This window comes from Duganella zoogloeoides (genome assembly GCF_034479515.1).
Lineage (GTDB): Bacteria > Pseudomonadota > Gammaproteobacteria > Burkholderiales > Burkholderiaceae_D > Rugamonas > Rugamonas zoogloeoides.
This window is the reverse complement of record NZ_CP140152.1, coordinates 1,854,543-1,868,950: the sequence shown is the minus strand read 5'-3', so window position 1 is coordinate 1,868,950 and position 14,408 is coordinate 1,854,543. Positions and strand designations below refer to the sequence as shown.

Genomic DNA, 14,408 nt, shown 5'->3' with positions numbered 1-14,408 from the left:
TCAACCTGGCTTACTTTTCCATGAACGCATCAAGCATCGGCATCGGCTTGCCCTTGTAATCGAACGCGCCCATCGGGTAGCCCTTCCAGTCGTACGCCTGCGGCTCCCAGTAGAACGCACCCACGCCCATGCCGTTGTTGACCGCGCGGACCTTGGCCAGCAGGTCGGCAATGATGGTCTTGCCTTGCGGGTGATCCCACGGCGCGCCCACTTCGGCCAGCATCACCGGTTTTTTGTACCGGGCGGTGACGTCGTTCATGGTGGTCAGGCAGGCGGCGGTGGCGGCTTGCCAGGTCATGTTCTTGGCCGTGGTCGGGTACGAAGATGCGCCGATGATGTCGAACTTGCCGCCGTTCTCGACCAGGCCGTCGAAGTTCCAGCGGAACTGCGCGCCGTCGTGGCAGTTATCGACATGGACGATCACCAGCGCCTGCGGGAATACCTGCTTGACTGCGTCGTAGCCGGCGGTGACAAAGCGCGCGTAGTTCTTCATGTTCTTGCTGGCCTCGCCCTCGGGCCACAGCATGCCGTTGGTGGTCTCGTTACCGACCTGCACCCACTCGGGCGTGATGCCGGCGTCGCGCAGCGCGGTGAGCGTGGTGCGGGTGTGGTCGGCCACGGCGGTGGCCAGCTGATCGACGCTGTAGTTCTGCCAGGCGACCGGCTTGAACTGCTTGGCCGGATCGGCCCAGTCGTCGCTATAGTGGAAGTCGATCATCAGGCGCATGCCGGCCGCCTTGACGCGTTTGGCTTTTACGAGCGTGTCGCGCAGGTTGTTGTAGCCGTCCACCGGGTTGACCCACACGCGCAGGCGCACCGAATCCATGCCCTGCTCCTTGAGCGTGGTGAGCAGGCTTTGGCGCTTGCCGTCGCGGTTGAGCATGTTGCGGCGCGCGTCTTCCATCTCGGTGATCCAGCTGATGTCGGCGCCCTTGGCGAAGGTGCCCGGCTCGGCGGCGGTGGCGTGGTGTACGCCAGCCAGTAACAGGCTGGCAAGCGCAGCGCGAAGGATGTTTTTCATGTCGTCTCTCTGAATGTTGGTATGGGTAAAACTAGCGATATGCTACGGACGGGCGCGTCGCGGGACCAATCATTTTTCCACGAAAATGTATACAGAAATCGCATGACGCAAATCCAACATTGTCGGTTGCGTATTTCATTTCCCAGGACTACTATTCACCGGTCGTCGCCACCTGACCGACCTCGGCTTCCCCCAAGCCCTCGTCGCTAAGGCTGCAGGTACGCAAGGTGCCTGCTTCAGTTTCCGCCATGCGCGGCGCTGAACGTTCCCGTTTTCCCTGCTGTCGCAATGCTCGCGAAAACGGTCCATATCATTTATATAAAAATAGTGGAGACACCAATGAAACTCGCTTTAACGCTACTTGCCGCTGCCGCAGGCTGGCTTGCTGCCGCCAACGCATCCGCCGCCATCGACGCCGCCACCCTGACCGGCGCCAGCACGCCGCTGCAAACCGCCCAGTACGGCGTGCGCAATTATTCGGCGCCGGTCCTCACCGACGGCAAACACTCGCCCGCCAACTACATGGCCGCGCCGGCGCTGCCGGTATGGCGCTTCGCCCAGGCCGATCCGACCGGCGGCGTGCTCACCTTCGAGCGCCAGCCGGCGCCATCGAACGGCTGGCACGCGTGGTCGCGCAAGGGCGCGGTGCTGGTGACCGGCGGCGGCGCCGCGCGCGCCGACCGCGTGTACACCGTGTACAACGGCCAGCAGCTGGTGGCCGCCATCAACCAGGCCGGCAACGAGCCGAAGATCATCCGCGTCGTCGGCCACATCGACCTGCGCTGGAGCCAGAACAACACCGTGTTCCGCGAGTACACGAGCTACCGCGACCAGAAGTTCGGCGGCTCGATCAGCCTGCCGTCGAACACCACGCTGGTCGGCATCAACGACGCGCAAGGACTCCCGGCGCGCATGACCGGCACGTCGATTCTGATCGGCGGCGAACTGGCGCTGACCGCCACTGGCGACGAGCAGGCCGACTTCAAAAAATGGATTGCCGACGGCAAGGATGGCGACGACTACCCTACCTGGACGCGCAACGTCATCGTGCGCAATATCGCCTTCGACACGCCGTGGGATGTGAACCCGGAAGACTCGGCCAATGCCTACGCGGACGGCATCACGCTCTCGCGCGCGCAGAATATCTACATCTCGCACCTGTCGATCAGCGACGGCGACACGCCCGATTCGCTGGCCGGCTCCACCAACAAGACCCGCCACGACGGCGCGCTCGACGTGGTGCGCGGCAGCGACTACGTCACCATCGCCAGCAACGTCTTCAACAAGCACGCCAAGACCACGCTGGTCGGCAATGGCGATGCGGGGCGCGCCTGGAGCGACGAGGGCCGCATGCACGTGACCTTCTCGGGCAACTGGTACGACGGCGCCAACACGCGCCTGCCGCTCAACCGCTACGGCCAGGTGCACATGTTTAACAACCTGATCGCCGGCAGCACCAGCACCAAGGACAGCGACGTCAAGTTCGAAGGCGGTACCGACGCGCGCTATCGCTCCAACATGCTGCTGGAGAACCATTACTACAGCTTCACCGGCCTGAAAGTGACGGAGGTGTGCGGCAAGGCGATCAAGGGCAAGGACTTCATCGGCTTCCGCTCGTCGGGCCACATCTTCACCAGCGACAAGTCGGGCACCAGCGCCATCGACGGCCAGTGCGGCTACGCGCCGCCGACCGGCAACAACGTGTGGACGCCGCCCTACGCCTACACGCTGCAAACGGCAGCGGCCACGTTGACGTCGGTACCCGCCAATGCCGGCGCGGGCAAGCTGCCGTGATGTGAGATGAAAAACGGCCCGCGTGGTTAAAGCGCGGGCCGTTGTTATTTTCTGCTGCGACGTTGATTAATCGTGGAAAGCTTCCACGACCTTGCGCTTGCCCAGCATGAACGCATCGGCCACGTGGCGCAGCGGCGCCACATCGACGTCCGACTTGCCAGCCTTGACCAGGTCGGCAAACACGCGGTACAGCGACGGGTACTCGGCTTCCTTCTCCAGTGGCTGCTCGACATCGTTGATCCACAGGCGCGAGCCGCCGTCGGACAGTTTCACTTGACCCTTGGCGGTTTCCACCAGGATGTCCCAGCTTTGCTTGCCGGTCTGGCGCCAGTCGAATTCAGCGTGCACGCGCAGTTCGCCCGCGCTCTGGAAATGCAGGTCGGCCGCGATCGGCGCTTCGCGGTTGTCCGGGAACTCGAGGCTGGCGCCGGACAGGAACACGCGCTCGGGCAGGATCTCGGTGACGATCGACAGCGCGTTGATGCCCGGATCGAACACGCCGAGGCCGCCCGCTTGCCAGATCCATTCCTGGTTCGGGTGCCAGTGGCGCACGTCTTCTTTCCAGATCACGTGCATGCTGCTTGGCGCATGCTCGGCCAGGAAGGCCTTGGCAGGCTGCACACCCGGTGCGTAGCGCGAGTGCCAGCTGGTAAACAGCGTCAAGCCCTTCGAGACGGCCAGCGCTTCGAGGTCGGCCACTTCCGACAGGGTGGCGCCAGGCGGCTTTTCCAGGAACACGTGCTTGCCGGCAGTGAGCGCGGCGTGGGCGGCGCTGTAGCGGTACTGCGGCGGCATGCACAGCGAGACAGCCTCGATTTCCGGCATCTGCGCCAGCATCTCTTCGATCGATTTAAAGCCGGGAATGCCCTCGACGGTATGGTTACGGCTGGCCGAGGCGATCAACTGGTAATCGGGATTGGCGGCAATCGCGGGCAAGTGCTGGTCGTGCACGATCTTGCCGACGCCGACGATGGCGAGTTTGATAGCGGACATGGTGTCTCTTTCTAGATGTGAGTGAGGCGCAGTAATGCAAGCTACCGCTATGCTAAGTGAGGCCGCGATGCCGGACCAATGACTTTTGCATGGTTATACATAACCAAAACGATATGCCAATTTGCTCTGGCAACTTTTAAAAAACGTTGCTACAATAGCGCCCCATGCGGGAGTAGCTCAGTTGGTAGAGCGCAACCTTGCCAAGGTTGAGGTCGAGAGTTCGAGACTCTTCTCCCGCTCCAGTTTTTTTCGGAAGGCTGGATTGGCGCAGTAAATAGTTAGTTTTCAATTCACTCCAATGCGGGAGTAGCTCAGTTGGTAGAGCGCAACCTTGCCAAGGTTGAGGTCGAGAGTTCGAGACTCTTCTCCCGCTCCAGTTTTATCCCTCCCCCATATTCGATCAAATCCGCGCCTGTTTCCATCAGGTGATGTCTTTTTGCGACTGTCGCAGTTACATTAACTAAATTTAATCAATCGCACACGCCCATTTAAGCCCCCACCCGGCATAGTACTGTGCGACCAGAAATACTTCGACCGCCACGACCATATTGCCAACTGGACCGACCAATGCCCCTGACCACCCTTGCGCGCCGCTCCGCGCTCGCTGCTGCCGTTACCACCGTCACGCTCACCCTCGCCGCCTGCGGTGAAGACAAGAAACCCGCGCCGCCGCCTGTTCCCGAAGTAACGGTGCTGGCCGTCAAACATGACAGCGTGCCGCTCACGGTGGAGCTGCCCGGCCGCACGGCGCCGTTCCTGCTGGCCGAGGTACGCGCGCGCGTCGATGGTATCGTGCAGGAGCGCCGCTTCGTGGAAGGCGCCGATGTCAAACAGGGGCAGCCGCTGTACATGATCGACGCCGCACCGTACCGCGCGGCACTGGCTAGCGCCGAGGCGACCTTGCAACGGGCGCAGGCGAACCTGACGTCGAGCAGCGCGCAACTGGACCGCTACAAGGTGCTCGTCGGCGGCAACGCGGTCAGCAAGCAGGCTTTCGACAACGCCGAGGCGGCGCAATTGCAGGCCGCCGCCGACGTGGCGTCGGCCAAGGCGGCCGTCACCACCGCCAAGATCAACCTCGGCTACACCAGCGTCACGGCGCCGATCAGTGGCCGCAGCAGCGTGTCGCAGGTCACGCAAGGCGCTTATGTCCAAGGCGGCTCGGCCACCCTGCTCACCACGATCCAGCAGATCGACCCGATGTATGTCGATTTGCAGCAGTCGAGCGTGGAAGGACTGGCGCTGCGCCGCGATATCGCCGCCGGCGCGCTCAAGCTCGACGGCGCCAACCACGCCACCGTCACCCTCAAGCTCGAAGACGGCACCACGTATAAACGCACCGGCTCGCTGGAATTCTCCGGCGTGACCGTCGATCCGGCCACCGGCTCGGTCACCTTGCGCGCCAAGTTCCCCAACCCGGACCACCTGCTGTTGCCCGGCATGTACGTGCGCGCCTCGGTGAGCCAGGGCGTGCGCCCGGACGTGATGCGCGTGCCGGCACCGGCCGTCACCCGCAACGCGCAAGGCGAAGCGACCGTGATGCTGGTTGGCGCCGACAACAAGCTGGTGCAACGCACCATCGAAACCGGCGCGCTGGTCGATGGCCACTGGCTGGTGGAAAAGGGTTTGCAGGATAACGAACGGATTGTCACCAGCGGCATCCAGAAGCTCAAACCGGGCGCCGTGGTCAAGGTGCGCGCTGCGGCGCCGGCTGCTGCGGCCACTGCGGCCAATGGCGCCGCTGCTGGCGGTGCTGCGACCACGCCGCCCGCCGCTGCGGGAGCCGGCGCCACCGGTGCCGCCGCCCCTGCCGCCGCGCACTAAGGGGCGGTCCGACCATGCCTAAATTTTTCATCCAGCGCCCGATCTTCGCGATCGTCATTGCGCTCCTGATCATGCTCGTCGGCGGCATCTCGCTGTTCAAACTGCCCGTCGAGCAATATCCGCCGGTCTCGCCGCCCACCGTGCAGATCCAGGCCACCTACCCCGGCGCCTCCGCCGAGACCATGCAGAACACCGTGGTGCAGGTGATCGAGCAGCAGATGACCGCGATCGACAACCTGCTCTACATGACGTCCACCAGCGACGACACCGGCCAGTCCACCACCACCATGACGTTTGCTGCCGGCACCGACCCGGACATCGCCCAGGTGCAGGTGCAGAACAAGCTGCAATCGGCCGTGCCGCGCCTGCCCAACGATGTCCAGCAATCGGGCCTGCGCGTCAGCAAATCCACGTCGGACTTCCTGATGGTGGCGGCGTTCGTCTCCGACGACAACAGCATGACCAAGTTCGACATCGCCAACTACGTGGCCTCGAACATCCAGGATCCGCTGTCGCGCATTCCCGGCGTGGGCAGCATGAACCTGTTCGGCACCCAGTACGCGATGCGCATCTGGCTCGACCCGGTCAAGCTGCGCAGCTACTCGCTCACGCCGCTCGACGTCAATGCCGCAATCCAGGCGCAAAACGTGCAGATCTCCGGCGGCCAGCTGGGCGGCTCGCCCGCCGTGCCGGGCCAGACCCTGAGCGCGACCATCAGCGAGGCCAGCCTGATGCGCACGCCCGAACAGTTCAAGCGCATCCTCCTCAAGGTGCAGCCCGACGGCGCCGCCGTGCGCATCGGCGACGTGGCGCGCGTGGCGCTCGGCCCCGAGAACTACAACGTCGATGTGCGCATCAGCGGCAAATCGGCGTCGGGCCTGGGCATATCGCTGGCGCCCGGCGCCAACGCGCTGACCACGGCCGACGCCGTGCGCGCGCGCCTGGAAGACCTGAAAGCCTATTTCCCGCACGGCCTGCGCGTGGTGTACCCGAACGACATCACGCCGTTCATCAAGGTGTCGATCCACGAAGTGGTGAAAACCCTGATCGAGGGCATCGTGCTGGTGTTTCTGGTGATGTACCTGTTCCTGCAAAATATCCGCGCCACCCTGATCCCGTCGATCACGGTGCCGGTAGTACTGCTCGGGACCTTCGGCATCATGTCGGCACTCGGTTTTACCGTCAATACGCTGTCGATGTTCGGCCTGGTGCTGGCGATCGGCCTGCTGGTCGATGACGCCATCGTGGTGGTGGAAAACGTCGAGCGGGTAATGCACGAGGATGGCCTGGGGCCGTACGAGGCCACCGAAAAAGCCATGGGCCAGATCACCAGCGCTCTGATCGGCGTGGCGCTGGTGCTGTCGGCCGTGTTCGTGCCGGTGGCATTCTCCAGCGGCACGGTCGGGGCGATCTACCGCGAGTTCTCGCTGACGGTGGTGGCGTCGATGCTGCTGTCCGTCTTCGTGGCGCTGACCCTCACGCCCGCCTTGTGCGCCATGCTGCTCAAGCGCCCGGACCCGGACCACCACGAAAAGAAAGGCTTCTTCGGCTGGTTCAACCGCAGCTTCGACAAGAGCCGCGACCGCTACCTGGGCAGCGTGGGCAGCATCATCCGCCGCCGTGGCCTGTGGATGACGCTCTACGCGGTGATGATCGGCGTGGTGCTGTTCCTGTTCCTGCGCCTGCCCGGCGGCTTCCTGCCCAAGGAAGACCAGGGCTATATGTTCGTGCAGGTGCAGACGCCCGCAGGCAGCACGCTGGAGACCACCGGCAAGGTGCTCGACGAGATCAGCAACTACCTGCTGACCGACGAAAAGGCGATGGTCGAATCGACCTTCATGACCAACGGCGCCAGCCAGCCGCAGCGCGGCCAGAACCAGGGCCGCCTGTTCGTGCGCCTCAAACCGTGGGACGAACGCGAAGACGACAAGCTCAGTGTGACCGCGCTGAGTGAACGCATCTCCGCGCGCTATGCGAACTTCCAGGGCGCGCAGATCACGGCCGTGGAGCCGCCCGCGATTCGCGGCCTCGGATCGGCCTCCGGCTTCTCGCTGCAATTGCAGGATCGCGGCAATGCCGGCCACGAAGCACTGGCCAAGGCCCGCGACCAGTTGCTGGAACTGACCAGGAAGGAACCGGCCCTGGGCCGCGTGCGCTACACGGGCCAGGCCGACAACGCGACCTATAAAATCAATATCGACCGCGAAAAGGCGGCGGCACTGGGCGTGAGCCTGACCGACGTCGATCAGACCTTCTCCACCGCCTGGGGGTCGCGTTACGTCAACAACTTCTTCGACACCGACAACCGCATCAAGCGCGTGTACGTGCAGGCCGATGCCCAGTTCCGCATGAACCCGGACGACATCAAGCTGCTCTACGTGCGCAACAAGGCGGGCGACATGGTGCCGTTCTCCGCGTTTGCCACGGCCCAGTGGTCGTGGGGTGCGCCAGCCATGGCGCGCTACAACGGCATCGAGTCGGCCGAGATCCTCGGTCAGCCGGCGCCGGGCCACAGTACCGGCGAAGCGATGAAGATCATGGAGCGCCTGGTCGCCCAACTGCCCGAAGGTTTCGGTTACGAATGGAGCGGCATCTCGCTGCAGGAATCGCAGGCCGGCGCGCAGGCGCCGCTGCTGTACGCGCTGTCGATCCTGGTGGTGTTCCTGAGCCTGGCCGCGCTGTATGAGAGCTGGTCGATCCCGGTATCCGTCATCATGGTGGTGCCGGTGGGCGTGCTTGGCGCGCTTGGTGCGGCCACCATGTTCGGGCTGGAGAACGACGTGTTCTTCCAGGTGGGCTTGCTGACGACGATTGGTCTCTCGGCCAAGAACGCGATCCTGATCGTGGAGTTTGCGCGCGAGCTGCAAATCCAGGGTTACTCCATCCTCGACGCGGCGATGGAATCGGCCAAGCTGCGCCTGCGCCCGATCATCATGACGTCGATGGCGTTCGTGCTGGGCGTGCTGCCGTTGGCCATTGCCAGCGGCGCCGGTGCGGCCAGCCAGAACGCGCTCGGTATCGGCGTGATCGGCGGCATGCTCACCGCCACTTTCGTGGCGACGTTCCTGATTCCGCTGTTCTTTGTCCTCATCGCGGGCAAGATCAAGCAGCGCAAGCCGTCCGAAGATGGATCACCGATTGCCATTGCCGCCACACCGGAGGCGCACTGAGATGAATACGACTATTAAAACATTGATCCTTGCCGTGGGTGCGGCGCTGGTATCGGGCTGCGCCCTGCAGCCGGCCTACCAGCAACCGGCCACCAGCGCCACGACCACCACGCCGGCCTACCCGGCCGGTCCGGCCTATGCCGCATCGGCGCCGACCACGTCGAACGCCACCGCTGCCGCAGACACGGGCTGGCAGGACTTCCTGGTCGATGAACGCCTGCACACTCTGGTGCGCATCGCACTCGATAACAACCAGGACCTGCGCGTGGCGCTGCTGCGCGTAAGCCAGGCGCAGGCCGCGTTGCAATTGCAGCGCGCGGCCGCCCTGCCGACCTTGAACGCCGAAGCTTCCGGTGCGCGTTCGTCCAGCACGGCCAATGCCGCCAATACCCGCAACACCACGCAAAGCAATTCGGTGATGCTCAATACGGCGTGGGAGATCGACGTGTTCGGCCGCCTGCAAAGCCTGAGCGACTCCGCGCGCGAGCAGTACCTGGCCAGCGCCTACGGGCGCCAGGCCGCGCACATCCTGCTGGTGTCGCAAGTGGCCGAGCAGTACCTGACCATGCTGGCGTACGACGAGCAGCTCAAGGTGACCGACGAAACATTGGGGGCCGCGCGCGAATCGTACCGCATCGTCAAGCTGCAATACGACACCGGCACCACGTCGGAACTCGACGAATCGCTGGCGCAAGTGACCTTGCAGCAGGCCGAGGCCAATCACGCCGCGCAAGTGCGCCTGCGCGCCCAGGCCGAAAACGCCCTGGTGCTGCTGCTCGGCCAACCGCTGCCCGAGAACCTGCCGGCCGCCGTGCCGCTGGCGCAGCAAACCATGCTGGCCGATATTCCGGCCGGACTGCCATCCGACCTGCTGCTGCGCCGTCCCGACGTACAGCAGGCCGAGGCGCTGCTGCGCGCCGAATACGCCAACATCGGCGCCGCCCGCGCAGCCTTCTTCCCGCGTATCAGCCTGACCGCTGCTGCCGGCACGGCCAGCAATTCGCTGGGTGGACTGTTCAAGGCCGGCTCCGGCGCGTGGTCGTTCGCGCCCGAACTGCTGCTGCCGATCTTCGACGGCGGTGCGCGCCAGGCCAATCTCGATACGGCACGCATCAACCGCGATATCGGCGTGGCCGAGTACCGCAAGAGCGTGCAGACGGCGTTCCGCGAAGTGGCCGACGGCCTGGCCGCGCGCGGCACCTACGATACCGAGCTAGCCGCCCGCCAGCGCAATGTCGATGCCCAGCAGCGCCGCGTCACGCTGGCCGAACTACTGTACAACAACGGCATCAACGACTACCTGAGCGTCCTCACCGCCAAGACCGACCTGTACAACGCCCAGATCAACCTGATCACGGCGCGCCAGAACCGGCTCAGTTCATTGGTGGGTTTGTACCGCGCCCTGGGCGGCGGCTGGATCGAGCACACCGGCGATGCGCCGGCGGCGGCCGACAGCGGCGCACAGATTCCCGCATCGTGATGGCGGGTGGAGGACAGCGGTGAAACTATTACTGGTCGAAGACAATGAACGCGTGGGCCGCTTCGTCAAGAAGGGGCTGACCGAGGCCGGGCACACGGTGGACCATGCCGACAACGGTAAGGACGGCATGTACCACGCGGTGAGCGAGCCGTACGACGCCATCATCATGGACCGCATGCTGCCCGGCGGGATCGACGGCCTGTCGATCATCGAAGCGCTGCGCATGCACGGCAACCGCGTGCCGATCCTGATCTTGTCGGCGCTCGACGGCGTCGATGACCGCATCCGCGGCCTGAAAAGCGGCGGCGACGACTACCTGATCAAGCCGTTCGCGTTCGGCGAACTGCTGGCCCGCCTCGATGCCTTGATGCGGCGGTCACAAAGCGTGTCGGTGGAGACCACGCTGGCATTGGGCGATCTCACCATGGACCTGCTGGCGCACAAGGTGGTGCGCGCCGGTAAGCCGGTGGCCTTGCAGCCGCGCGAATTCAAGCTGCTCGAGTACCTGCTGCGCCATGCCAACCAGGTGGTCACCCGCACCATGTTGCTGGAAAACGTGTGGGACTACCACTTCGACCCGCAGACCAATGTGATCGATGTCCACATCAGCAAGCTGCGGCAAAAGATCGACGCCGGCTTCCCCACCCCGCTGCTGCGCACCGTGCGCAACGCCGGCTACATGCTGACCGACCACGAATAACCACGCGCCCATGCTGAAACTGCCCGGCTTTTCCGCCCGCACCATCGCCATCGGCTACGCCGCCATCAGCCTGCTGGTGCTGGCGATGTTTGCCGGGCCGCTGTGGTGGGCATGGAACACCAATATCGAGCAGGTGCGCACCGAGCTGCTGCAAGCCGATTCGCGCCGCATGTGCAACCTGTTCGCCCGCAACGGCGCCTTCGCGCTGGCGGCCGCCATCGACAGCCAGGTGATGGGCACCAACGACGGCGTGCGCAAGATCATCCTGTTTACTGCACCGAACGGCGTCAAGCTGGCCGGCAACCTGCCGCAATGGCCGGCCAATTTGCCGCGCGTCGATGGCAGCAGCTCGGCCACCATCGAGGTCGATGGCATGCCGCGCCGGATCGAAATGGTGCAGGTGACGCTGAAAGACGGCCACCGGCTGCTGGTCGCGAGCAATCTCAATCGCTTCGACGTGCTGGAGCACCTGTTCATTTACGGCTTGCTGGGCTGCGCCATCGCGGTGCTGCTGGTCGCTGCGCTGGGCGGCATGATGATACGGCGCGCCCTGCTCTCGCGCGTGCAGAACATCAGCCAGACCACGTCGGCCATCATCGAAGGCCAGCTCTCGCGCCGCCTGGAAGAGCCGGGCGACGGCGACGAGCTGCAACTGCTCACGCAGACCGTCAACCGCATGCTCGACCAGATCGAGCACCTGGTGACCGGCGTGCAGGACGTCTCCAACGCCATCGCCCACGACCTGCGCACGCCGCTGTCAGAACTGCGCGCGCGGCTGGAAGAACTGTCGGTGGGCCGCCCGTCCGACGAGGAGACGTATGCCGAAATCGACGCGGCGATCAACGATGTCGATCGCGTGATGAGCATCTTCAACGCCCTGCTGCGCCTGGCCGAAATCGACAGCGGCAGCCGCCGTGGCGGTTTCGTCGACGTGGACCTGGCGCGCCTGGGCGCCGAAGTGGCCGAGTTTTATTTACCGGTGGCGGAACTGAAGGATATCGCGCTCAGCTTCACCCCCAACGGCAACCTCAGTACCGTGGGCGACCCGGTATTGCTGGCGCAGGCGCTGGGCAACCTGGTGGAAAACGCCCTGAAATACGCACCGGAAAACGGCGTGATCGCGATCACCGCCCGCCGCCTGGCCGACGAGACGCTGGAGCTGGTCGTGGCCGACAACGGCCCCGGCGTGGCCGAGGACGAACGGCCGAAAGTGATCGAACGTTTTTACCGGGGCGACGCCAGCCGTGGCACGCCTGGCGTGGGACTGGGGCTGTCGGTGGTATCGGCAGTGGCGCGCCTGCACGGCGGCAGGCTGGCGCTGGCTGACAATTTGCCGGGGTTGAGGGCGACGTTGCAGGTGGCGGTTCAGCGGGTGTGATGCCATGCGCCGCCGGGCGCAGCAGCTGCTCGCGAACGACGCGCAGCCCGCTGCCCGGCTTTGCACCCCGCTTCTGCGCTGTCACTTCACTTCACTTCACTTCACTTCACTTCACTTCACTTCACTTCCTGATCCACTAAACCTGCCAACAGCAAATCCACACCAGCAAGAAAATCCTCGCGATCATCATGCTCCCGCAACTGCCCCGCCACGCTGCGCGTAAACGGGTACAGCGCCGGGTCGAGCTGGGTCCAGTCGTTTGCCACGGCGGCCAAAAATTTACCGCGATCCGCTCCCTGCGAGCGCGCCAGTTGCGCGTTGGCGGCGTTTTGCCCGCTTACGCCCAGGATGTAATTGACCAGCGCGCAGGCGCTGGCCCAGCGCGCCGGCTCGGGTACGTCCAGCGCGCTGATCTGGCGGCCGATGCATTCGAGGATCCGTACCACCGGCATTTTCCCGCCGGCCTGGATCAGCGCGGCGCCGGCCCACGGGTGGACGTCCATGGCGTCGAACAGCGCCAGGGCCACGGCGCGGATCGCTGCCTGTGGCGTGGCACCGTCCAACGGCGCCATCACGGCGCGCGCCACGATGGCGTCGCACGCAGCGGTGAGCAGGTCGGCCTTGTTGGCGATGTGGCCGTAAATCGCGCCAGGACCGGTGGCCAGTTGCGCCGACAGCGCCTGGAAGGTCAGCCCGCGCTCTCCCTCCCGATCGAGCAGGTCGATGGCGGCCTCGATGATGCGTTCGCGCGACAGCGTATCGTCGCGCCGCGCCCTGGTGACGGTTTTTTTGTTCATCCCGCATCTTGACACATCTGGAATAACATTCCAATATTATGGAACGTCATTCCAATGAAAAACCTATGCAACCACAGATCACCATCATCGGCGCCGGCCTGGGGGGACTGATGCTGGCGCGCGTGCTGCACGTGCACGGCATCGCCGCCACCATTTACGAAGCGGAGGCGGGACCGGACGCCCGCGCGCAGGGCGGTCTGCTCGACATTCACGAATACAACGGCCAACTGGCGCTCAAGGCTGGCGGACTGTACGAGCAATTCCTGGAAATCGTCATCCCCGGCGCCGACGCCAAGCGGGTGGTGAGCACCGCCGGCGAGATCCTGCTGGACCGCCCGGATATCGTGCACAGCGGCCGGCCCGAAGTGGACCGGGGCGCGCTGCGGCGCCTCCTGCTCGATTCGCTGCCGCCGGAGAGCATCCACTGGGGCCACAAGCTCGCCAATGCGCGCGCACTCGGCGCTGGCCGCCACGCAGTCGCCTTCACCAGCGGCGCCACGGTCACCACCACCGCGCTTGTCGGCGCCGACGGCGCCTGGTCGCGCGTGCGTCCACTGGTGACGACGGCCGTACCAGCGTACAGCGGCACCTCGTTCGTCGAAATTACCATGACAGATGCACAGCGCCGGCATCCGGCCAGCGCCGAGCTGGCAGGCAACGGCACCATGATCGCCACCGCGCCCGGCCAGGGCATCTTCACGCACCGCCACGGCGACGGCAGCCTGCAAAGCTATGTGGCCCTCAATCGCTCCGAGCCATGGTTTGAAGCCATCGATTTTTCCGCCCCCGCGCAGGCGGCAGCCCTGCTCGCGCGCGAGTTCGACGGCTGGGCGCCGGCACTCACCGCTCTCATCACCGGCGGCGACAGCGCACCGCTGCTGCGCCCCATCCACGCGCTGCCGACTGGGCACCGCTGGCACCGCGTGCCCGGTGTCACCCTGCTTGGCGACGCCGCCCATCTGATGTCACCGTTCGCCGGCGAAGGCGCCAACCTGGCCCTGCTCGACGGCGCCGAACTGGGCCAGGCAATTGCTGCCAGTCCCCAAGACCTGGAAGCCGCCCTGGCCAGCTACGAGACAGCGATGTTCGCGCGCAGCGAACCGTGCGCGCGCGAGTCGGCGCAGAATATGGCGATGTTTTTCGATGAGCAGGCGCCACGCGGGGTGCTGGCGCTGTTTGGCGGCTTCGCATCGGCAGCCTGATCAGCCGGACGGAAACGCCTTCATCGTGACGACGGTTGCACCGACAACC

General features: G+C 64.9%; 10 protein-coding genes and 2 tRNA genes. 9 read left to right on the top strand and 3 right to left on the bottom strand.

What is annotated here, in order from left to right; all coding sequences use genetic code 11:
* Positions 1-10 precede the first annotated feature (10 nt).
* Positions 11-1,021: a glycoside hydrolase family 53 protein gene (locus tag SR858_RS08305; protein ID WP_019922284.1), complete on the bottom strand. Its 1,011-nt coding sequence runs from the start codon at positions 1,019-1,021 to the stop codon at positions 11-13.
* Between the two features lie 339 nt (positions 1,022-1,360).
* On the opposite strand from SR858_RS08305, the gene SR858_RS08300 reads away from it, so the two are divergent.
* Entirely contained in the window at positions 1,361-2,815 is a 1,455-nt protein-coding gene (locus SR858_RS08300) for a pectate lyase family protein (RefSeq protein ID WP_019922283.1), read from the top strand.
* Between the two features lie 66 nt (positions 2,816-2,881).
* Here the strand turns inward: SR858_RS08300 and SR858_RS08295 are convergent, their stop codons facing one another.
* On the bottom strand, positions 2,882-3,808 hold the full coding sequence (locus SR858_RS08295; protein ID WP_019922282.1) for a Gfo/Idh/MocA family protein: 927 nt from the start codon (positions 3,806-3,808) through the stop codon (positions 2,882-2,884).
* A 166-nt stretch (positions 3,809-3,974) separates the two neighbouring features.
* Here SR858_RS08295 and SR858_RS08290 point away from each other — a divergent pair.
* From SR858_RS08290 to SR858_RS08260, 7 genes are all read left to right on the top strand, one after another.
* A tRNA-Gly gene (locus SR858_RS08290) sits at positions 3,975-4,050 on the top strand.
* Between the two features lie 58 nt (positions 4,051-4,108).
* A tRNA-Gly gene (locus tag SR858_RS08285) sits at positions 4,109-4,184 on the top strand.
* A 191-nt stretch (positions 4,185-4,375) separates the two neighbouring features.
* Positions 4,376-5,632, top strand: a complete 1,257-nt coding sequence (locus SR858_RS08280; RefSeq protein WP_019922281.1) for an efflux RND transporter periplasmic adaptor subunit — start codon at positions 4,376-4,378, stop codon at positions 5,630-5,632.
* A 14-nt stretch (positions 5,633-5,646) separates the two neighbouring features.
* Positions 5,647-8,802 (top strand): efflux RND transporter permease subunit, encoded by a 3,156-nt coding sequence (locus SR858_RS08275; protein WP_019922280.1) that lies wholly within the window; start codon positions 5,647-5,649, stop codon positions 8,800-8,802.
* Position 8,803: 1 nt separating this feature from the next.
* Positions 8,804-10,282 carry an efflux transporter outer membrane subunit gene (locus SR858_RS08270; RefSeq protein ID WP_051120326.1) on the top strand — a complete coding sequence of 493 codons (1,479 nt, stop codon included), beginning with the start codon at positions 8,804-8,806 and terminating at the stop codon, positions 10,280-10,282.
* A gap of 19 nt (positions 10,283-10,301) precedes the next feature.
* The gene (locus SR858_RS08265; protein WP_019922278.1) at positions 10,302-10,982 is read left to right on the top strand and encodes a response regulator transcription factor; all 681 of its coding nucleotides are present in this window, start codon (positions 10,302-10,304) and stop codon (positions 10,980-10,982) included.
* 10 nt (positions 10,983-10,992) lie between these two features.
* Positions 10,993-12,360, top strand: a complete 1,368-nt coding sequence (locus SR858_RS08260) for a sensor histidine kinase (RefSeq protein ID WP_019922277.1) — start codon at positions 10,993-10,995, stop codon at positions 12,358-12,360.
* A 116-nt stretch (positions 12,361-12,476) separates the two neighbouring features.
* Here the strand turns inward: SR858_RS08260 and SR858_RS08255 are convergent, their stop codons facing one another.
* Entirely contained in the window at positions 12,477-13,157 is a 681-nt protein-coding gene (locus tag SR858_RS08255; RefSeq protein ID WP_019922276.1) for a TetR/AcrR family transcriptional regulator, read from the bottom strand.
* A 65-nt stretch (positions 13,158-13,222) separates the two neighbouring features.
* Here SR858_RS08255 and SR858_RS08250 point away from each other — a divergent pair, with 65 nt between their 5' ends.
* On the top strand, positions 13,223-14,359 hold the full coding sequence (locus SR858_RS08250; protein WP_019922275.1) for an FAD-dependent oxidoreductase: 1,137 nt from the start codon (positions 13,223-13,225) through the stop codon (positions 14,357-14,359).
* Positions 14,360-14,408 lie beyond the last annotated feature (49 nt).